Consider the following 20922-nt stretch of genomic DNA (forward strand, 5'->3'; position numbering starts at 1 on the left):
TCCTTTTCGATTAAGTTCAGTAAATCAAGCCCACAATTGCTGCTGATAAAAAGCTGACAAGCGTAGCACCGTATAATAATTTCAAACCGAAACGAGCGACGACATTTCCTTGCTTTTCATTCAGTCCTTTTACGGCACCGGCAATGATTCCGATTGAGGAGAAGTTCGCAAATGACACAAGGAATACCGATACGATCGCTGTTGTACGGCCGCTGAAATGGAAACCGTTTTGCGTAAGCGACGTCATGGCGACAAATTCATTCGATACCATTTTTGTTGCCATAATGCTTCCCGCATTAACAGCTTCATTCCATGGGATACCGACAAGAAAAGCGAATGGAGCAAACACATATCCAAGAATGCCTTGGAACGAAATACCGAATACTGCATTAAAAATGCCATTGATCAAGGCAATAATCGCGACAAATCCAATCAGCATCGCAGCGACGACAACCGCTACTTTGAAACCGTCAAGGATGTATTCTCCGAGCACTTCGAAGAAGGATTGTTTTTCTTCTTCCTCAACACGAAGCATATCCTCTTCTTTTGCAACCTCGTACGGATTAATAATAGAAGCAATTATGAAACCGCCAAATAAGTTCAAGACCAACGCTGTTACAACATATTCCGGTTTCAGCATTGTCATATACGCGCCGACAATCGACATTGACACAGTTGACATCGCAGATGCGCAAAGCGTGTACAAGCGCTGCTGATTTAAAAGACCGAGTTCTTTCTTCAAGGAGATAAATACTTCTGACTGCCCTAAAATCGCAGAAGCCACTGCGTTATACGATTCCAATCTTCCCATACCGTTTACCTTGCTGAGGGCAAGGCCGATATATCTAATAATAAACGGGAGGACTTTCCACTTTTGCAGAATCCCGATCAGAGCGGAAATAAACACGATCGGCAAGAGAACATTCATAAAGAATGTCGTTTGGTCCGCATTCACCAAGCCGCCAAACACAAAGTTAATTCCCTCTGCCGCGTATTCAAGCAGGTAACCGAAACCTTTTGCAAATCCTCCTACGAGGAAATTCCCTATCCCGGTATTGAGGAGAATGTAGCCAAGAATAAATTGCAAAATGAGCATAACAACAATTGGGCGGATCTTAATTCTTTTTTTGCCGCTGCTCGCGATCCACGCGAGGCCTAAAAACACGATTAAACCGATAATCCCAATCAAATACTTCATATGTGTTTCTCCTTTATTTGTATTCGCTTACAATCACTGTTTCCTCAGAAAACGGAAAGCAGTCTGCCTTCCGTCAGCTCTTAATAGTTGTCTCCGCCTGATGCATTTTCTCCTTTTACGATAGAAACGCCTGCGCTGGCGCCAATTCGGCTTGCTCCGGCCTCTACCATTGTGTCTACATCTTCTTTCGTTCTGACGCCGCCAGATGCTTTCACGCCGATATCAGGTCCTACTGTTTTGCGCATTAAGGCGATATCTTCCTTCGTTGCGCCGCCTGTAGAAAAGCCTGTTGATGTTTTTACAAAATCCGCTCCCGCAGACACCGCTAAACGGCATGCACGTTCTTTTTCTTCATCAGTCAGAAGGCACGTTTCGATAATGACTTTGACAAGCGCTTTTCCGGCTGCAGCTTCCACTACACCGCGGATATCAGCTTCCACCACATCGTCTTCCTTGTCTTTTAAAGCGGCAATATTAATGACCATATCCACTTCAGTGGCGCCTTTTGAAATGGCGTCTTTTGTTTCGAACGCTTTTGTTTCAGTTGTATTGGCACCAAGCGGGAAGCCGATGACCGTACAAACGTCGACTCCAGTTCCCTTAAGCTCTTTTGCAGCAAGCTCCACCCATGTCGGATTGACACATACTGAAGCAAATTTGTATGTTTTCGCTTCTTCAATTAGTTTTAGAATGTCCGCTTTTTGTGTATGCGGTTTCAAAGCTGTATGATCAATTATGTTGGCTAATGACATCCTTCGCACACTTCCTTTTTTGTTAAGATATTTTTTAGCATAACCGACTTTTGAACATATGTAAATTGGTAATTGAAATTTTGTTCAATGAAAGGTTTGAACGTGTCACAAATCATTAACAAGCGCCCTTGCAGTATGCTGGTCAATGATTAAAACGTTGGCATATTTTCCGGTTAATGCTCCGTGAATGGAAGATACTTTTCTGCTTCCGCCGGCAACTAAAATGGAGCGTTCCTTCAGCCTGAGGTCTTCAAGCTCAACACCGATGGTCCGGTCATTGATGGCGCTGCTGCAAATATTCCCTTTCGCATCAAAAAAGCGTGAACAAATATCCCCCACGGCTTGTTTTTTCAGCAGGGCTTTCTCTTCTTCGTTAAAATATCCGAGCCGGAACAACAGCGCTTCGTCACGGACAGTCCCCACCGTGAAGAGAGCGATATTGGCCTGCTTGCCCATCTCGATGATCCGTTCAATATGACGGTCTTTCTCCACCATTCGCTTCACATCCGCATTATCAAACACGACGGGAAGCGGGAGATAGCGCGGCATCGTTTGAAAAGCCTCTGCAAACAGCTGAATCGTTTCAGCCGAATACGTGTTTACCCGGGAATGGCTGATGCCGCCTTTCAGTTGGACGACCTCGACGCCTTTTACTTGCTTCGGCTGCATGTTTTGTGCGATTTGATACATGGTGGTTCCCCAGCTGACGCCGACAATGTCGCCGTCTTTTACCGTTTCATGCATATATTCTGCACCATAGCGGCTTAGGTCATGTGTAATTCCTGCATAATCGGGTGTCGGGGAAAACACAACATGCGCCTCAAGGAGCCCGTATTTCTCTTCAAGTATGGAACCGAGCGCATCCAAATCCTCAAAAGGGTCCATGACGCGAATCTGGACATACCCTTTTTCCTTTGCATATTGCAGCAGCCGGGAAACGGTTGGCCTTGAAATGTTGAGCTGCTCAGCAATTTGCTGCTGACTGTAGTCAGACTGATAGTAAAGCCTTGCCGCTTCTATGCTTAATTGTTGTTTTTCCCGATCCATTCTGCACCTCCCTGTGGATCAGTCCTGATAAAACTGCTTTTGATTTGCTTTTATTATACAGGCTGGCGCCAACTTTCATCCACCTGATTTCTAAGAAACTGAAAAACGCTCTGGGCGCGGACCTGCCCAGAGCTTACTTCTCCCAGGTCATATGCTGATAAATGCCTTTCATAATGGCGTACATTCCATATAGGATCAGGCCTAATGCCAATATAGACAGAATCAATTTGCCATGCGGCTGCTGCGCGAGTTCGGCGAGCGCGCCGTCAAAGCCTCTTGTGTCGTCGGGATCAGCGGTCATGGCTGTCTTGATGAGAAAATAGCCGATAGCAGAGAAAATAATGGCCCGGGCGATATTGCCTGCGCGTCCGGTGTTTTTCGTGATGCATATCATTTGTTTGTTCATTTTTGACGTATCAAATTCTTTCATAAAAGCAGCCCGAACGCCTTTCATAAATTGAACAATCGCAAATACGATAAAACCCGCACCCGTAAGCCCTGTGAGCCATTGGCCGAACGGCTGCGCCAATACATAAGCGGACCACGTCTGTTCTGAAGTGCCGCCGTCCCCTTGGCCAAACACAAATCGCAAGGCATTCCAAGCGATGGATGTGTAAACGGCGGCACTGAAAAAGTTTCCTATTCTACGTGACAGGCCTCGCCTGCTGTTTCCGTGTCCCTCCGTGTCCTTGATCGCGCTTAACACCATCCAGATCACATAGCCGATAAGGCCGATGCCTATTAAAAAAAGCAATAGTGACCCATACGGCATGCGTGATAGCGTTTGGAGCGCTCCGCTCGAATCTTTCGCGCGGCCTGCCCCGGCAGCCGTCATAAAGGCCAAAACCCCAAGCAGAATAAAAACGCCGCCGAATGCAAAATAACCAAGCCTCCCGAATCGTTTGATCCAAGGCTTGGTTTCCTGTTTTATTTTTGACATGTACCGGTCTTTCACCGCCATGTGTCCAACCCTCTTTCACAGAAATCTTTACTGTAACATTCCCGATTGGACAAAGTTGAAACAGCTTCTGCCTCAGCTATGGCTGGCTGAGATACGTTTTTGCTGTTTAGCTGATTGTGCAGGTGTCATCCAAGCAGCCGCTGCGGCAGCTGTGACTCCGCCTGCTAATTTCCCAATGATCATGGCCGCCGCCATTTCTTTTTTCATTCCAGCTACAAAACCGAGATGGCTGCCGAGTACAAAGGCGCCGCTGACCGCAAACGCGACATTGATGACCTTTCCTCTCGGCGTCATATTCTTTAATGAAGCCAGCATCGGGATATGATGCGCCAAAGAGGTCACTAATCCTGCTGTTGCTGTCTCATCTAAATGAAGGTGTTTCCCCAGGGCCTGAAGCGGTTTTTTAAAGGTTTTTGTAATAAAAGCCGTCATTGGAAACGCCCCTGCCAGGGCAATGGCGATGGTCCCTGTCGTTTGTATCCCTGTCTCGACATTCTCCATTCCCGGAATCAGTACAATGCCGGTCATCGTTTCAACTGAAACAGCTGCAAGCCCGATAATCGCAACCACACTGACCGCTTTCCCGAAGAGATGAAACAACTGAATCATTCTGTCGGTGTATCGCCATAACCCAAAAGCGATCACAGCAGATAACAGACTCGGGATCAGAAGATTTTTACCTATCATGCCGATGTCAAAGCCTGCGCATAATCCGCCGATTAAGCAACCGATCGGCACTGTGCACAGCCCGATTAATATGCCTTTCGCAAAATACGGATGATCCTCTTTTTCGATGATGCCAAGAGCGACGGGAATCGTGAAGACGATTGCCGGTCCCATCATTGTTCCTAAAAACACCCATGAAAACAGCCCGGCCTGCGGATCTTTCGCCATTTCTCCAGCCAGCGCATATCCTCCCATATCAATCGCCAAAATGGTGTTCGCAAAGGAAGAAGGGTCCGCGCCAATCGCTGTGTAAAACGGAGCAACAATGGGAATCAGGATTGCTGCCAGCACGGGCGCCAGCGACACAATTCCGATCATGGACAGCGCCAGCGGCCCCATAGCCTTAAAGCCGTCCGCAAACCGCTCGCCTAGCCCCCATCTGTTTCCCAAACAATAATCCGCCGCTCCCCATAGTAAAAAGGCAGCCAAAATGAATACAACCGCGTCATTCACCGTCATGGTTTTCTCCTTTTTCAAACGTATGATTGGTTTTATCATATCATCTGAAATCACCGAATAGAGTTGATCTTATTCAATATGAGCTAAAAATTCTGTTATATCGGCTTTTTCAACGGCTGTTATGATTCTCCGCGCTTTTTCTTGCGGGACCGTTAATGTCAATTTTTCTTTTATGTCTTCTTCAGATAGCTCATTTCCTGGCGCCCCTTTTGGGCAGTCCACACGCGCTTCGCAAATCCGGCCGTCTGATAAATAGGCCCGGACAATCGTGAAACGGCCTTTTGGAACGGCATGAGGAGCCGGCTGAATAGCATTGTCATATACGCGCTGAATTCGCCCCATTGTCGTTTGAACCCCGCTTGGGATCGGCTGGCTGCTGAAATGTTCAACGGTCAGGCCGTGTCCATGCAAAGCAAGAGCAATCACATATTCAACGCTGAAACGGCCTTCCTCTCCAGTTTTTGGAGATCTTTCCGTCAATGCAGCATCTCCGCCTGGCGGAAATATCACTTCAATACGTTCGGTATTGGCAGCAGAAATGGTTTCTTCGGAGATAAGCTGTCGTACCGCATCTGCAGCATGGTGTGCCGCGGAACAAAATGGATAGATTTTAAACCATAGACCCGGCTGCACAATTCTCCACGGTGCCCCCCAATCGTTTAGCAAAGTGTGTTGTGCTTTTTCAACGTCACCGTACAGACTGAAGAAACCAGTTTCTCCATCAAATGCCGTGCGGGACCCGCCAAATTCTGATTGGGCCAGCTTAACGGCCAGCAAGCCAGCCTGAGCCGCCAAACCGGCGTGCAGCGGTTTCATTTCTGTTCCAAATTGCACCCTCATCCCAGCAGATTGCGTAGCCGCAAAACCAATTGCTTTTTCCAGCTCTTCCTGAGTCAGCTCCTCAGCATAACCTACGGCGCAGGCAGCAGCGATGGCACCAAGCGTTCCTGTATTATGCCAGCCCTTTTCATAGTGGCGGCTGCCAATTGATTCTCCCAGCCGTGCCATCACTTCAACACCAACAATATAAGCGCCAAGAAGCCGCTCGTCATGTCCGCGAGCGGCAGATGCAATAAGGACCGGTACGATGACTGCACTGGGGTGTCCTCTTACATCGGAGTGGACATCATCAAAATCCAATGCATGGGCGATAAATCCATTCAGCATCGCGGATTGTAATGGCGCAGCCTTTTTGCCCTGTCCGATAATAGGAACAAGGGGCCGGCCTCCTTCATCCTCTATCAGACGGAGAAGCTTTTGAATTCCTTTATCTTCTCTTCCTGCGAATGAAGCGGCAGTAAAATCAAGTAATCCTTTTTTTGCTTCGCGAATCGCGTCAACTGAATACTCAGGTTGTGACGTTCTCACAGCCTTTGCAAGACCTGCTGTCAGCCCTTGTTTGCTCATTTGATGGTCTCCAATACAATAACCGCCAGCTCCGCAAAGTACTGAGAGGCAACCGTAAGGGCTTCTTCATCCAGTGTAAAGGCCGGATGATGCCACTCCTCCGTCCCGTTCGTTCCCATCCAGACAAAAAATCCCGGAATCTTCTCTTGATACAGAGCGAAGTCTTCTCCGCCCGGAGACTGCTCAGCGTGAACGGTTTGATAGCCAAGCCGTGCCGCAGCTTCGGATGCCGCATTCAAAAATGTGCCGTCATTCTGAACGGAAGGCAAATAAGGAAACCACTTGAATTCTGCTTGTGCCCCATAGCCCGCTGCAATTCCTTCAGCCACTCGTCTCATATGCTCCGGAACAGCCTGCCGCGCTTCTTTTTGAAAGGTTCGAACCGTCCCCTCCATTTCAGCTTGGTCTGGAATTACGTTCCACGAGGTGCCCGCCTGTACTCTTGTGATACTGACGACTGCGTTTTGCAGTGAGCTGATATTGCGGCTGACCACAGATTGCAGCCCGCTGATGATTTGTCCGGCTGCAGCGATTGGATCAATACTGTTATTCGGGATGCCGGCGTGTCCGCCTTTCCCTTTGATGACGATCTCAAACCGGTCAACACTTGCCATAAGCGGACCTTCCTTTACACCAATGGTTCCGACAGGCAGATCCGGCTTATTGTGCATGCCGAAAATCGCAGTAACGTCATTAAGTACGCCAGCTTCTAGAACCTTTCTTGCTCCTGCGGCAATTTCTTCGGCCGGCTGAAAGATAAAGCGGACTGTACCTTTCAGCTCGGCCCTTCTTTGATTCAGCAACATCGCTGTGCCAATAATAGAAGCAGTATGAAAATCGTGTCCACATGCATGCATTGTGCCATCAACCTTAGATGCAAATGGGAGATTCGTCTGTTCTTGGATCGGGAGCGCGTCAATATCCGCTCGTATTGCTATCACGGGGCCGTCTTCCCGTCCTTTGATTTCTGCAATCACGCCAGTCTCCAATTGAGGAACATCAAGTATTTCGATTTGCTCCTCCTCAAGCCAGCGGCGGATTTTTTTCGTCGTTTCAATCTCTTGAAATGACAGTTCAGGATGTTCATGAAGATCACGCCGCATATTGATTAAACGGGTATGAAACGTTTTGTCGGCCATTGTTCTTCTCTCCTTCTTATATAAGCTCTGCAGGCTCTCCCACCTGCTTGATAAATCGTTTCGTCCGTTCGTTTTTCGGATGGTCAAACAATTCCTCTGGCGTTCCCTGCTCGATAATATGGCCGTCTGCCATAAAAATCACTTGATCAGCGACCTCTTTTGCAAACGCCATTTCGTGTGTAACAATGATCATCGTTGTTTGCTTTTCCGCAATGGATTTGATGACCTGAAGCACCCCTGTGACGAGCTCAGGGTCAAGCGCTGACGTTGGTTCATCCAGCAAAATCGCATGCGGATTGACCGCAAGCGCCCGCGCGATGCCGATTCGCTGCTGCTGGCCGCCGGACATTGTGATCGGATAGCTATCAGCCTTATGCTCCAGACCGACTTGTTTCAGAATCTCCATTCCAATACGTTTCGCTTCGTCGCGTGGTTTATGTTGAGCCACGATTAAAGCTTCTGTAATGTTTTGCAGAGCCGTTTTATTTTTAAACAGATTGTAGTTTTGAAAGACCATGGCCGTTTGCTGGCGAAGCCGATGTGCTTCCTTGCGTGTAAACTTTTCCGCGTTCAGTTTGGCTTCTCCGATTTCAATAAGTCCTTGATCCGGACGCTCTAATAGATTTAAGCACCGGAGAAGCGTTGATTTTCCGGAACCGGACGGACCGATGATTGCCACCACTTCTCCGCGTTTCACTTCTAGATCGATTCCGTCGAGCACGACGAGATCTTTAAACGCTTTGCGAATATTTTTTACTGTTATCAACTGATTTCACCTCTAAGTCCGGTATGGCTTGCTCATGGCGCGTTCAAACAAGTCCTGCAACATGCTGTAGATCATGGTAAGAACCCAATAGACGATCGCAACCGCCAAGTACGTCTCAAAATATTTGAGGTTTCCTGAAGCGTACATCTTCCCTTGGGCGAACATCTCCATGACCCCTAATGTAAAGGCCAGTGACGTTTCTTTCAGGAGCCCGATAAATGTATTGCCCGTTGCCGGAATCGCATTTCGGATCGCTTGCGGCAAAATAATCCGTCTGTATGCCTGAAATTTTGTCATACCGACAGACAGGCACGCCTCCAGTTGCCCGTCATCAACAGAATTGAGGGCAGCCCGGAAGATTTCTGCCAAATATGCTGCATTTTTTAAGCTTAACCCGATGATGGCAGCTGTGAGAGCTGTCATTTTGCTCATCTCTGGAAACAGCTGCGGCAGCCCGTAATAGATTAAGAACAGCTGCACCAGTGTCGGCACGCCTCGGAAAAAGGATATATACAGCTTTGACAGCTGATGAAGCACTGGAATTTTGTTCTTTGTGATGAGTGCGAGAATAAGTCCTCCGATAATGGCAAAAATCATAGCCGCTATAGCCATAAACAACGTGATCGGAAGGGCCTGAATTAAAGTCGGGAACGCTGATATCATGAATTCCCAATCAATCGTGTTCATTCTGGTGAGTCACCGCCGTTTCTTAATGCTTCTGTTCTACTGTGATATCTTCATTAAAGTATTTTTCAGAGAGTTTTTTCAGTGTTCCGTCTTTACGCAATTCATCTAGCGCCTTATTGACTTTTTTGCGGAGCTTGTCGTGCGCATCGTCCTTGGCAAATGGGAATGCAACCTGTTCGTAAACAATCGGATCTCCTGCAAGCTTTAATGGCAAACCGGTCTTCTTGATTTGCGCGATCAATACAGTTCGGCTGTTGACATAAGCGTCTACACGGCCGTACGCAACATCCTTCAGCGTACCCTCTTGTGTTTCGTACGTTTTGATATTGATTTTTTTATCAGGATCTTTGCTTTCAAGGTTTTTCGCGTGGTTTGAACCGAGAACGGCTGCGACTGTCTTGCCTTTTAAATCGTCTACTGATTTGATGTCTGTATTGTCTTTTTTGACGACAATCTGTGTTCCCGCATAAGCATATGGTTTCGTAAAGTTATACGTTTCCTTACGTTCGTCTGTCACAGCTACCTGGTTAGAAATGGTGTCAAGCTTGCCTGTTTGAAGCTCTCCCATCAGCCCGCTGAATTCAAGCAGCTTCCAGTCCAGTTTCATGTCAATTTTCTTAGCGACTGCTTCCATCACTTCCACGTCAAAACCTGTCAGCTTTCCGTTTTCTTTATAAGCAAATGGGTAACTTTGTCCTGTCGCACCGACATGAAGCACATTGTCATCCTCTTTACTGCTGCTGTTTCCATTGCCGCAAGCTGAGAGCACCGCTAATAATGCAGCAACGACCAGCACTGTCCATTTTTTCATCTTCATTTGATTTTCCCGCCTTTTCTATTTTTATAGATCATGTCGCAATTGTTTTTTCATATAGACTGTGATATGCCCTTTTCCAAGGTCTTGTTCACCTGAGCGGACATATCCTTTTCGTTCGTACATCTCAATCAGCCACGGATGCTTATCCGCTGTTCCGAGTGAGACAAACGGAACCTTTAACGTATCGCGAAGGATTGTTTCCTCCAGCCATTGAAGCAGCTTTGTTCCGATCCCTTTTTTACCGATGCCGGGGTCCACAGCGAACCACCAGATATGCGGAACGCCATACGGTCCCGGCTGTTTTCCCCAAGGCATTCTCAAGGTGATGGTCGCGATGATCCGCCCGTCTTCTTCCATGACGTAGCAAGCGTTTTTCCGAATATTTTTCAGCACCAAATCCAAATCCGCATGAGCGGCAGCAAAACGAATGCCGAGCTTTCGAATCGGTTCATAAGCCCGCAATGTCAGCGCGAGAAGCTGTTCGGCATCACGTTCAACTGCAAGGCGGTATTGTGGCTTCATCTAGCGTTCCTCCTTACTTTGCATAGCGGTTTACCGGCTTTTCCAAACCGAAGTGCTCTCGTAATGTTGTGCCTTCATATTCTTTTCTGAACACGCCGCGCTCCTGTAAAATCGGAACCACTTGATCAACAAACACTTCAATTCCTTCTGGGAGAAGCGGAGGCATGATGTTAAACCCGTCACACGCTTTCTTATCCACCCATTCCTGCATTTTGTCGGCGAGCTGCTCCGGCGTGCCGACGAAGATATGGTGGCCTCTGGAGCCTGCAACGTATTTGTAAAGCTCTCGTATCGTCATATTGTCACGTTCAGCCATCTCCTGAACAAGCTTGAAGCGGCTCTTCACCGCATTGGAAGCTTCTGCGTCAAGCTTCGGCAGCGGCCCATCAAGCGGATATGCCGACAAATCAATTCCGCCTAAGTAATTTTGGAGAATTTGCAGACCGACAGATGGGATAATCAGATCTTGAAGCTCCTTGTATTTGGCTTGCGCTGCTTCTTCTGTATCGGCAATGATTGGGAAAATACCCGGCATGATGGCAATTTTTTCTGGATCACGTCCGAATTCCGCTGCCTGTTCTTTAATGGATTGATAAAATTCCTGAGCTGATTCCAGGTGGTTTTGTGCTGTGAAGATTACTTCTGCTGTTCTGGCAGCCAACGCTTTTCCGTCTCCTGATGATCCTGCCTGGATAATGACCGGCTGGCCCTGCGGCGTTCTTGAAACGTTCAGAGGTCCGCGAACCGAGAAATATTCTCCTTTGTGGTTCAGCTCGTGCATTTTTTCTTTGTCAAAGAATTCACCCGTTTCTTTATTACGGATAAAGGCGTCCTCTTCCCATGAATCCCAAAGCCCCTTTACAACCTCGACAAATTCCTCTGCCCGCTGATAGCGCAAATGGTGTTCGAGGTGCTTTTCACCGCTGAAATTCAGTGCTGTTGATTCAATAGATGAAGTGACGACGTTCCATCCGGCACGGCCATTGGAGAGATGATCCAATGACGCAAACTGTCTGGCAATATGGAATGGCTCGCTGTATGTAGTGGAGGCTGTTGCTGTCAGTCCGATTTTTGATGTGACCTGCGCCAAAGCAGAGAGCAGGGTGAATGGCTCAAACCTTGTTAATACATTTGGATGTGATTTGCTGTCAATTGAAAGGCTGTCCGCTAAAAACAGCATATCCAGCTTGCCCCGCTCCGCTGTTTTCGCAAGCTCTTTAAAATAATCCAAATTCATGCTCGCATCTGAAGGCGCGTCCGGGTGCCGCCAAGACGCAACATGATGGCCTGTACCTGCTAAAAATACCCCTAATTTGATTTGTTTCTTTTCGCTTGTCATGACGATACTCCTTTTATCATGTTTTTAGGCTGAATAATCCGAAAAATAAACTCCTATATTCCTAGTCGTTTAATATGAATAAATCAAAATGTACCTTTGTCTTGGACGTTTGTCAATGAGTTAAGATTAATTTTTTCTATTCAAGCGAAAAGACCCTTGCGTGACCATGAGGGAACGGCATTGATTCATTCAACTAGTGCAACCTCTATATCGGCAAGAAAACTGAGTCTAATGAAGCAAAGACTCAGTTTTCACCCAAGAATTTTATATAAGATTTCGCCATTTCCTTTGCCTTTTCTTCGCTTTTGCAAACCGCCTATCCATTCAGACGCCGTAACGATTGTATAAAAAAACAGCTGACTCCAGATATTCAAACGGGAATCAGCTGATTGATGTGAATTAATTAAGCTCATGAATACTCTCTTCTGCTTTAGCAGAAAACACTTTAGGCTCAAGGCGGTCTAGGTCTTCATGAAATAAACTCACTTTTTGGATTTGCCGATTGTCATAGTGGTGGAAATAGTAGTTTCCAGTTTCGTTGCACATCACGGAAGTATATTGCGTATAATGAATTTCGTCTTCTTCCGTTATCACTGCGCCCTTTGGTATCGTCATATTTGCCAAAATTTGAAAAGCGGCTGTTACACCTTTCGTTTCATCGGCCGCCGGCTCTAGATGTTCTTTCAAATAAACAGCTCTGACAAACCGGGAAGGCGGTGTGTAATCCCCCGGCAGACCAACAGTTCCTAAGCCTTGGCCAAAAGCAGAAAGGGCTAATCCGCCCATCTCTTTGCTCTCTAATTGCTTCGGTCTGATTCCTGTATATTGCTGCAGATTGGTTACATGCCATATAAAGTCGGGGCTGTTCGTCATGACACCAGGTTGATTATCATAGACTTTGAGGCCGTCTGCTCTTGGTTCTATCGTCAGGCTTCGGCCCGTCCGGTCTGACAATATCCAGTGAAGCGGTAAAACTGTATCCAATAGATCTAATTTTTTCTCTACAATCGTTAAAGATCGAATCTTTTCTTTTACGTCTTCCAAAGACTGACAGACTGACAGCACCCATGTCACAAACTCATGCGGGACAATGTGAACGGTATCTTCCCGTATCGTTTTTTCGTACTCCGCATAGCCCGGAAAATAAAGCGCCGCACAAGATAAACCGCTTTCATTAACGCCGTCGGCAAATAATATATTTCCAAGTTTTCTCCCCATACCGATAAACGCGTACTGTGTCTGATGGGCCTTTCCGTCAGCTTCACTGTTCCAGCTGTAACGGCGCGGATAGAGAATCACCTCTGTCCCCAGCTGAAATGCAAAATCCATTGTTCTTGCTAATACATGTTTACGGTCAGCAGTTTCCAATGTAAGACTTGTGCACATTTGATCAGTCCCCTTTTCAATTCAGATTAATATCATACATATTGTGAACGAATTGGTTTTATCAGCATAACGAAAGTCAAATCGATTCGTCAAAGAATTGACATTACATCAAATAAAACGAAAAAATCCAGCCTTTAGAAGGCTGGATTTTTTATTATTTAGCCAAAACAAGCTCGTGAATCGCATGTGCAACGCCATGTTCATTATTGGAGCGTGTTTGAAAGTTTGCTGCTTCCAATACTTCTGGGATGGCGTTTGCCATGGCAACCCCGCAGCCCGCCCATTCGATCATTGTCAGGTCGTTCCCGTTGTCGCCTATGCACATGACTTCCGCCTGTTCAATTCCAAGCAGCTGAGCCAGCTGGCGTACAGCATTTCCTTTGCTGGCTTCCGAGTGCAGAATTTCATAAAAGAAAGGCGCGCTTCTGACCATTGTATATTTTTCTCTCACGTCTTTTGGAATCGATGTAATGACGCGGCTTAAGTTCTCCGGTTTATCAATAAACATCACTTTCGGGATGAGGATATCTTTTGGCACCTCGTCAATCTTGCGGAAATGAAGCGGCACCTGTGTCACATAGGATTCGTATACGGTAAATTCGCTAATATCCCGGTTAGGCGTATACAAATTAGATGAGTCAAAGAAATGCATCGGCGTCTTCAGCTCTAAGCTCAGGTCATATAATGAAGTCAAATCATCATAACCGAGAGACAGCTCTGAGACCACTTCATTTGTATGCGTATTTTGAACAAGTGCTCCATTATACGCAATAACATAGTCGCCTTCTTCAATTAAATTCAGTTCATCTAAATATCTCTGCACACCCCCGATAGGCCGGCCGGTGCAAAGCACAATTTTGACACCTTCCGCTTTTGCCGCGTGAAGGGCGTCGCGGACCTCCTCTGTTACTTCATGATGATCATTTAAAAGTGTTCCATCCATATCAATTGCAATTAGTTTGTACATCCTGCATCTCCTTCATGTCGTTTTCAGGCTATAGTCCCATCATATCGTTTTTTCTTTTTGATATTCAACCGGAAGGGATGGTTTTCTCCGAATTCTATTTAGACGACGCCCTTGTCTTCGGATACGCAAGCGCGGTTTCCGCTTTCTTTCTGCCTTGACGCCGTTTTCTGCTTTTTTCTGTTTCATCAGCAGAAAGCCGGCAGCTAAAAATGGAATGCCGGTTATATTCAAGATGGCAAGCTTCACACCCGCAGCGATTAAAAAGAACCCCCATGAAGATGATGGATTCCGCCTGATCATGACGTAAGCCGCCATTTCCAGAACGATCAGGATGGCATGAAGCACTATGCCATAAATCAGCAATACAAGGGCAAAAAACAAAACATAATTCACGATTGCCCCTGAGTACATCATAGCGCGCATCATTTGTATAAACGATAAGGACTGCATGGAGCCGCTGATGACATTGGGGTTATAGATCGTATAGTCACTAAATAACTGTTTGACTTTGAGAAAAGCCCCTAATATAAATATCCACTGAATGATATGTAAAACAAGCCCCGCTGCCACCAGTCTTTCAGCTTTTTGATTTCTCATCTTTCTCCTCCCTGCCGGTCTTTGATTCGATTCTTGTCATCGTTTTTCTCTGTCCATTTTGCTCCCATATCAATGTCCCGTTTTCTCCTCTTTTCAGCGTGCTTTTGAGCGGATAATAAGGGCCGAGGTACTGAATCTCGATAGACCCGTCAGTGCTTTGGGAAATCACCTTGTATGCCATAAAAGGCAGCTGTACCTCTCCTCTTCCTTCCATCACTTCCGTTTCCACAACCTCGTCTTCGGTAAATGTGACTGTTGCTGATTTCACACCGTCCGTTGGCCCGGGGGCACGCCCCTCATCCCACGTTCCGTAATAAAACGGCGTCTCTTCTTTTTGCTGCTGGCAGCCCGATACCATGATGCATACAGCAATTAAAAACAAAATGCCATATTTGTTTCTCAAGGGGATCACCATTCTTTCCTCCTTTTTTGGGCGAATGCCGTGCCACTGTGCCAATGACTACATAAGTTATAAGGAATTCACCCACAAGGAGACTGATCACATGAACCCTTATCAATATTACAGCCCTCAGCTGCCTCAGCAGGAACCTTACTATAGCCACTATGAGTACAATCCTTATCCGCAGCAGGATGTATACGATCCATACCAAATGGATAGACAGCCGGCATTGGAAAGAAGAATCGCAGCACTTGAACGGCAAAATGAACAGCAGTCAAGAGAATTAACCCGTCTGACAAACGAAGACCGCCGTCAAAATCGGGAAATTGCACGGATTGCCGAACAGGTCAATCAGTTAAGCCAGGCTGTTGAACGCCATACACGCCGCCTAAATCGGCTCAATCAGCGCCTCCGTACAGTAGAAAACCGGCTGAATATCCCATTTACTGCAGGGGAAGGCGGTTTCTGAGCGAAACAAAGAAAAAAAGCGGAATACGATTCTCCCATCTCAGGGTTTCGTTTTCCGCATTTCTTATATGTTAAAACGGAACATTTACATAAAAAGGGTTTGTACCCAGTATACAATCTTTACCGTTTTCATTCAAAGATAGAGGGGCTGAGGAAAATAATTGTAGTTCCTCTTTGACGGAATTTCTTTTCATTCAAGTTGCATGATAATACCGACTCACGTCAATCGATACATGGAGGGATCATTCATGCATAATACACAACACGGCTTGCAGCAGCTGAACCAATGCCGCCAAACTGCTCAGCAGCTCATTCAGCAGACACAGCAAAGCAGCCAGCAATATCGCCAAATGCTTCATCAGGAACAGCAAAACATCCAAATGCTGCAGCAGATTTTAAACCACGAACAACAAGCTGCACATACCATTCAGCAAGCACTGCACGGGCATGATATGGCGATTCAAAAGTGCCAGCAGGTTGTCAACATGTGCAACCAAATGCAACAGGAACTTACTGGACAATCCAGCGTCATGAATACGAATGTGTCTACACTTCCATTCGGCCAAAACACGCCATTTCAGCAGCAATCCTACCAGCAGTAACATATAAAAAGCTCAACACAATGCGAGTGTTGAGCTTTTTTTCTTACTGTTCTTTGCGAATATGTATATCCTGAATAGACTGTTTCGGTGCATGAAATCTGCTCTCGGCTTCACTTCTTGCCTCGGCAAAAGCCCGCGCCTCCACATGATCTTTGTAGACATCCAGCTGAATCAAATACAGCGGGCGCACTTTAAATCCATGAATAATGGTCACCGCCCATAACGGGACCACAATAAAAACACCGGGCAGATCGGGCAAAACAAAACCAAACGCAAAAATGAAAAAATAAATGATGCCGTACATGATCCACTTTCTATTTCTAACCTTGATGCCAATAAATAAAAAGGCAAAAAAACTGGTAATGGCAAAAGGCATGAAAATAAACAGCATCCACCAGCTATGCAGCCATTCCCAAGCGGCACCTCTTTTTGTAATTCCCATATTTTTCTCCTCCTATTTACCTATAATAATCGATTAGGCATACCGCGTCACCCATAAACGGGAAAAACTTTCTCCCTTAAAAATAGTGATAGACGGAGAACAGGTTTCTTGCTATATTATTAATTGATAATGATAATCATTACTAATCTATTGAGATACATAGTGGGAGGGTTCTTGATGAAAAAGAACATATTGCTCGTGGGCATGCTTGTGCTGCTTCTCATGTTTGTCAGCGCTTGCAGCGGCACGGCTTCTAAAGGGAGCTCAAGCGATTCTGCTTCCGAAAAAACAGAAATGAGAACATACAAATCACCAAAAGGGAACGTCAACATTCCTGCACGTCCGAAACGCATCGTCACTGATTTTTATGCCGGTGAATTGCTGTCTGTCGGGGCCAATGTGGTCGGCTCAGGCTCATGGTCATTTGATAATCCGTTTTTAAAATCAAAGCTGAAAAATGTGAAGGATGTTGGTGATCCAATCAGCGTTGAAAAAGTGATGGAGCTTCAGCCTGACTTAATTGTTGTCATGAATGAAGAGAATGTTGATAAATTAAAGAAAATCGCTCCGACTGTTGTCATACCTTATAACACAGCGAAAAACGTAGAAGACACAGTCAGCATGTTCGGAGATATCGCCGGAGCGAAAGACAAAGCAAAATCCTTTATGGCTGACTTTAACAAAAAAGCGGAAGCAGCTAAAAAGAAAATTGCCGGCGTCATCGACAAAGATGCGACCTTCGGCATTTATGAAAACACAGACAAGGGCGAATTCTGGGTGTTCAATGACAATGGCGGACGCGGCGGCCAAGCTGTATACAATGCACTTGGGTTAAAAGCGCCTGAAAAAATTGAGCAAGATGTCATCAAAAAAGGAGAGATGAAACAGCTCTCTCAAGAGGTTATTCCTGAGTATGCCGCAGATTATATGTTCATTACGGATTACAACCCGAAAGGCGAAAGCAAAACACTCGACAAGCTGGAGAATTCCTCCATTTGGAAAAATCTTGACGCTGTTAAACATAATCGCGTGTTTATCAATGACTTTGACTCGTTCTACCCGTACGACCCGATTTCTGTCAGCAAACAGGTGGATATCATCACCGACATGCTGATCAAACGGGCCGAAGAAAATAAAAAATAAAAAAACGGCACAGTCATGACGCTGTGCCGTTTTTTATGATTCACTTTAATTTTGACTGTACGGAGTCCGGCATATCTTCAAACTTGACTTCTTCCCAAGTCTCGACATACTTTCCTTTCGCCTTCACCTTCAAATACGCGTTCTTCCGAAGCTCTTTGCCGGCGAAAAAGGTCACTTCTTCTTTTTTCCCGGATGCATTATATCCGTCTAATGTATATTCAGTACCGCCCGGACTAAGATGTCTGCCATCTCGATCAATCTGAACATAGACATCTTGCTGGTGAATAAACGGATTAAATCTGTCTGTAACATCGTTATGAAAAAAGAGAAGCCCGCATATTACGGCAGCAGCCGCCAAGACGGCCAGGATTGCCATTGCTTTTTTCATCTTTGCACTCCCCTTACTTGTTCATTTTTTTCAAATAGCTTGACCGCACCGCGAGGAAGAATAGAAGCTGAAAAATGAAAAACCCTCCGATGGTGAGACTGAGCGGCCCCGCGACATCAGAATAGCCTTCCACAGCCAATGTTCTCAAGGCAAACAGTGTATGCATGACGGCAATGACAAATGGAAAGAAGAAAAGAATTGCCAATTGTATTGTCACGCTTTGCGCCATTTCTCGCTCACTCAGGCCGATTTTGGCCAGTGAACGGTAGCGCTCCCGGTCTTCATCTAAATCAGTGAACAGCCTGAAATATAAGAAACTTGCTGCCGCGACAAAGAATACAATTGCGATAAACAGGCCGATAAATAAACTCAGGCTCGGCAGCTGCACCGTATCATAGTAAGTCCCCGCTTTTGAAGCAAAATCAGAATGCACGTCGATATAATTGCCGTAAATCTCATTTTGCAAGGATTGGCTGATCTCAAGACTGTCTTTCCAATGATCATAGCTGTAGCCGTATAATGACGCTTTATCACCGAGTGATTTCAGCTGATCAAAGGTTTGATCATTCACCGCGATGATAGCATTCAATGAGATCAGCGGTTTTTTGACTTCTTTTACCGACAGTTTTTGATCAGACAGCTCCCCTTTTTGGTTCAGCAGCTTCAGCTGATCCGGCGCTTCGTTTTTGAAATTGCGGTCATACGTTCCCGGGAAATAGACAGCCTCGTCTTCTTTCAGGCCGTTCACTTTGACATGGAAGTATTTTGCCGCATCCGATTCACTGATCATGTAAACAGGGGGAACAGTTTCTCCTTCCTGATAGCGAACATAGGAAACATCTATTTTGTCTTTCTTATACGTAAAGCCGTGTGTTTTCAATTCATGGTCAATATCTTTCAAATGAGTCTGTTCTTTTGGATTGTTGCTGTAAGATAAATACTCCATTTCATAAGCGGACTCTTCCGCTCCGACGGTCGATTTGTACATTGCGAGCACGCCTGTCGCAGTAAACGCAACCGCGGAAATAATGCTGACAATAAAGAACAGGCGGGCGTTGTCTTTTAAACGATAGACAAGGTCAGAAACCCAAATGACGTTTTTCCCGCGCAGATAAAAGGTTTTCCACTTCTTCAGCGCGCGCAGAATCCATATGCTGCTTTGGCTGAAAAAGAAATATGTTCCGATGACGGTGAGCAGTAAAATGATAAACGGTTCGGCCCCGTGGACATTGCCTTTAAGGACCATGCCGTACCCGCCGCACAGACAGGCGATGCCGAATAAGGACAGAAGCACGGACGGCTTAGGCTCCGGTTTAACCTTGCCAGTGCCCTTTATTAATTTGATAACCGTATTTGATCTGACAAAAAGGATCGTAAACTGCGATAAAAAGAAAAATAAGAGCAGAAATCCGCTGGCCGTAATACCGAGCGCTTTCCAAGGCATATACAAAGGCAGCGCGTCCATTTCTAAAATATAAGCGCCGACCGTAAAGAACGTCTTTGAAAAAATGAACCCTCCGATAATGCCGGCTGCAATTGACATGACGCCGATGATCATATTTTCCGCCGTAATGAGCTTTCTCAGCTGCCCCGGCGTGATGCCCTGCATGAGCAGAATGCCGAATTCTTTATTTCTCGATTTCAAAAATGCATTAACCGAATACAGAACAAATAAGAAAGAAAAAACAAAGATCATCCATTCCGCGGCGGTTAAGCCTTTTTTGGCGATGTTATTCAGGTAGCCTTCCTTTAATGCCGGATGAAACAGGAACATCGCAAAGGTAAAGAAAATCAAAACGGAAAAGGCGCTGCTTAAAAAGAATGCAAGATAGGCCCTTTTGTTTCTCGTGACGTTTTTATAAGCGAACTGAAGAAAGGTCATTTGCGTTTCCCCCCAGCATAGACAGCACATCAAGAATTTGTTCATAAAAGACTTGGCGGTTTTCCCCGCGGTAAATCTCATTAAACAATTCGCCGTCTTTTATAAAGATGACGCGGCGGCAGTAGCTTGCCGAAACCGGATCGTGGGTCACCATCAAAGCCGTGACATGATCATCCTGATTCAGGCTCTGCATCGTTTCCATGACGTCTTTTGACGCTTTGGAATCAAGGTTGCCCGTCGGTTCATCGGCCAGGATGAGTGACGGCTTATGAATGACCGCTCTTGCAATGGCGGCACGCTGGCGCTGTCCTCCGGATACTTCAAACGTCCGTTTGTTGAGCAGGTTTTCGATTCCGAGCTTTGCCGCGATGCCTTGCAGTTTTTCTTCCATTACAGACGGTGCTTCTTTTTCAAGCGTTAACGGCAGCATGATATTTTCACCGATTGTCAGCGTGTCCAGAAGGTTGAAATCCTGAAACACAAATCCGAGCTGCTTGCGGCGGAAATGAGCGAGCTTTGTCCGCTTCAGGCGATGCGGGTTTTCTCCGTGAATCAGGATATCTCCTGAATCCGGACGGTCGATCGTTGAAATGATATTCAAAAGCGTTGTTTTTCCGGACCCGGACGGCCCCATCACCGCTGTGAACTCGCCTTCTTCTATTGAAAATGAAATTTGCTTTAAGGCTTGATAAGACACTTGTCCTTTATAGGTTTTATTTATATGTTTGACTTCAAGCATATTCGCCATGAAAATCCTCCTTATGGTTTTATTCTTGTTGATCTGGGCTGCTTTCATGTAGTGCCGGGACGTTCAACATAAAAATCCC

The 20922-nt window shown here is 46.0% G+C and carries 23 protein-coding genes and 1 pseudogene; 3 read left to right on the forward strand and 21 right to left on the reverse strand.

Features of this window, described 5'->3' with window-relative positions:
* Nucleotides 1-16: 16 nt before the first annotated feature.
* The 17 genes and pseudogenes from nupC to MKX38_RS20230 form a co-directional block, all read right to left on the reverse strand.
* Nucleotides 17-1198, reverse strand: coding sequence for a nucleoside permease NupC (gene nupC / locus MKX38_RS20150; RefSeq protein ID WP_003244143.1), 1182 nt, complete (start codon nucleotides 1196-1198; stop codon nucleotides 17-19).
* 80 nt (nucleotides 1199-1278) lie between these two features.
* The gene (deoC, locus tag MKX38_RS20155; protein WP_003227127.1) at nucleotides 1279-1950 is read right to left on the reverse strand and encodes a deoxyribose-phosphate aldolase; all 672 of its coding nucleotides are present in this window, start codon (nucleotides 1948-1950) and stop codon (nucleotides 1279-1281) included.
* A 105-nt stretch (nucleotides 1951-2055) separates the two neighbouring features.
* Nucleotides 2056-2997 carry a DNA-binding transcriptional repressor DeoR gene (gene deoR, locus MKX38_RS20160; protein WP_014478458.1) on the reverse strand — a complete coding sequence of 314 codons (942 nt, stop codon included), beginning with the start codon at nucleotides 2995-2997 and terminating at the stop codon, nucleotides 2056-2058.
* A gap of 133 nt (nucleotides 2998-3130) precedes the next feature.
* Complete coding sequence (locus MKX38_RS20165) at nucleotides 3131-3958, reverse strand: DUF1206 domain-containing protein (protein WP_015385093.1); 828 nt, start codon at nucleotides 3956-3958, stop codon at nucleotides 3131-3133.
* A gap of 72 nt (nucleotides 3959-4030) precedes the next feature.
* Nucleotides 4031-5143, reverse strand: coding sequence for an ethanolamine utilization protein EutH (eutH, locus tag MKX38_RS20170; RefSeq protein WP_029318596.1), 1113 nt, complete (start codon nucleotides 5141-5143; stop codon nucleotides 4031-4033).
* Nucleotides 5144-5212: 69 nt separating this feature from the next.
* On the reverse strand, nucleotides 5213-6550 hold the full coding sequence (locus MKX38_RS20175) for an MmgE/PrpD family protein (RefSeq protein WP_339188168.1): 1338 nt from the start codon (nucleotides 6548-6550) through the stop codon (nucleotides 5213-5215).
* Nucleotides 6547-7689 (reverse strand): N-acetyl-sulfur-metabolite deacetylase SndB, encoded by a 1143-nt coding sequence (sndB, locus tag MKX38_RS20180; RefSeq protein WP_032722759.1) that lies wholly within the window; start codon nucleotides 7687-7689, stop codon nucleotides 6547-6549. The genes MKX38_RS20175 and sndB overlap by 4 nt, the downstream gene beginning before the upstream one ends.
* A 16-nt stretch (nucleotides 7690-7705) precedes the next feature.
* A complete protein-coding gene (locus tag MKX38_RS20185) occupies nucleotides 7706-8455 on the reverse strand; it encodes an amino acid ABC transporter ATP-binding protein (protein WP_003243284.1) in 750 nt (249 codons plus the stop codon).
* Between the two features lie 12 nt (nucleotides 8456-8467).
* The gene (locus tag MKX38_RS20190; RefSeq protein ID WP_003227111.1) at nucleotides 8468-9142 is read right to left on the reverse strand and encodes an amino acid ABC transporter permease; all 675 of its coding nucleotides are present in this window, start codon (nucleotides 9140-9142) and stop codon (nucleotides 8468-8470) included.
* Nucleotides 9143-9164: 22 nt separating this feature from the next.
* Nucleotides 9165-9959 carry an amino acid ABC transporter substrate-binding protein gene (locus tag MKX38_RS20195; protein WP_003227109.1) on the reverse strand — a complete coding sequence of 265 codons (795 nt, stop codon included), beginning with the start codon at nucleotides 9957-9959 and terminating at the stop codon, nucleotides 9165-9167.
* A 24-nt stretch (nucleotides 9960-9983) separates the two neighbouring features.
* Entirely contained in the window at nucleotides 9984-10481 is a 498-nt protein-coding gene (snaB, locus tag MKX38_RS20200) for a sulfur-containing aminoacid acetyltransferase SnaB (protein ID WP_339188172.1), read from the reverse strand.
* 13 nt (nucleotides 10482-10494) lie between these two features.
* On the reverse strand, nucleotides 10495-11820 hold the full coding sequence (locus tag MKX38_RS20205) for an LLM class flavin-dependent oxidoreductase (protein ID WP_326248538.1): 1326 nt from the start codon (nucleotides 11818-11820) through the stop codon (nucleotides 10495-10497).
* Nucleotides 11821-12005: 185 nt separating this feature from the next.
* Nucleotides 12006-12233 (reverse strand): annotated as a pseudogene (locus MKX38_RS20210) (hypothetical protein).
* Nucleotides 12220-13206, reverse strand: coding sequence for a penicillin V amidase (gene yxeI, locus MKX38_RS20215; RefSeq protein WP_339188176.1), 987 nt, complete (start codon nucleotides 13204-13206; stop codon nucleotides 12220-12222). Before yxeI ends, MKX38_RS20210 begins: the two are co-directional and overlap by 14 nt.
* A 154-nt stretch (nucleotides 13207-13360) precedes the next feature.
* Nucleotides 13361-14173, reverse strand: coding sequence for a sugar-phosphatase (yidA, locus tag MKX38_RS20220; protein ID WP_003243315.1), 813 nt, complete (start codon nucleotides 14171-14173; stop codon nucleotides 13361-13363).
* Between the two features lie 39 nt (nucleotides 14174-14212).
* Nucleotides 14213-14770, reverse strand: a complete 558-nt coding sequence (locus MKX38_RS20225; RefSeq protein WP_086344510.1) for a hypothetical protein — start codon at nucleotides 14768-14770, stop codon at nucleotides 14213-14215.
* Nucleotides 14751-15185, reverse strand: coding sequence for a YxeF family protein (locus MKX38_RS20230; RefSeq protein ID WP_003244165.1), 435 nt, complete (start codon nucleotides 15183-15185; stop codon nucleotides 14751-14753). The genes MKX38_RS20225 and MKX38_RS20230 overlap by 20 nt, the downstream gene beginning before the upstream one ends.
* Nucleotides 15186-15273: 88 nt before the next feature.
* Between MKX38_RS20230 and cotNE the strand changes: the two genes are divergently transcribed.
* Together cotNE and MKX38_RS20240 are read left to right on the forward strand one after the other, a co-directional pair.
* Nucleotides 15274-15639 carry an inner spore coat protein CotNE gene (gene cotNE / locus MKX38_RS20235; protein WP_003227093.1) on the forward strand — a complete coding sequence of 122 codons (366 nt, stop codon included), beginning with the start codon at nucleotides 15274-15276 and terminating at the stop codon, nucleotides 15637-15639.
* A 247-nt stretch (nucleotides 15640-15886) separates the two neighbouring features.
* Nucleotides 15887-16240, forward strand: a complete 354-nt coding sequence (locus tag MKX38_RS20240) for a hypothetical protein (protein WP_003236356.1) — start codon at nucleotides 15887-15889, stop codon at nucleotides 16238-16240.
* A 43-nt stretch (nucleotides 16241-16283) separates the two neighbouring features.
* Here MKX38_RS20240 and MKX38_RS20245 read toward each other — a convergent pair whose 3' ends face one another.
* Nucleotides 16284-16682, reverse strand: a complete 399-nt coding sequence (locus MKX38_RS20245) for a hypothetical protein (protein ID WP_003243293.1) — start codon at nucleotides 16680-16682, stop codon at nucleotides 16284-16286.
* Nucleotides 16683-16859: 177 nt separating this feature from the next.
* Between MKX38_RS20245 and MKX38_RS20250 the strand changes: the two genes are divergently transcribed.
* On the forward strand, nucleotides 16860-17825 hold the full coding sequence (locus tag MKX38_RS20250; RefSeq protein WP_038428080.1) for an iron-hydroxamate ABC transporter substrate-binding protein: 966 nt from the start codon (nucleotides 16860-16862) through the stop codon (nucleotides 17823-17825).
* Between the two features lie 40 nt (nucleotides 17826-17865).
* Here the strand turns inward: MKX38_RS20250 and MKX38_RS20255 are convergent, their stop codons facing one another.
* From MKX38_RS20255 to yxdL, 3 genes are read right to left on the reverse strand one after another with little or no spacing between them, the layout of a single operon-like run.
* Nucleotides 17866-18213 carry a YxeA family protein gene (locus MKX38_RS20255; protein ID WP_003227084.1) on the reverse strand — a complete coding sequence of 116 codons (348 nt, stop codon included), beginning with the start codon at nucleotides 18211-18213 and terminating at the stop codon, nucleotides 17866-17868.
* Between the two features lie 13 nt (nucleotides 18214-18226).
* Nucleotides 18227-20095 carry an ABC transporter permease YxdM gene (gene yxdM / locus MKX38_RS20260; RefSeq protein WP_032722764.1) on the reverse strand — a complete coding sequence of 623 codons (1869 nt, stop codon included), beginning with the start codon at nucleotides 20093-20095 and terminating at the stop codon, nucleotides 18227-18229.
* Entirely contained in the window at nucleotides 20070-20843 is a 774-nt protein-coding gene (gene yxdL / locus MKX38_RS20265; RefSeq protein WP_131228279.1) for an ABC transporter ATP-binding protein YxdL, read from the reverse strand. The genes yxdM and yxdL overlap by 26 nt, the downstream gene beginning before the upstream one ends.
* Nucleotides 20844-20922 lie beyond the last annotated feature (79 nt).

Source organism: Bacillus sp. FSL M8-0025, assembly GCF_037975475.1.
GTDB classification, from domain to species: Bacteria; Bacillota; Bacilli; order Bacillales; family Bacillaceae; genus Bacillus; species Bacillus subtilis.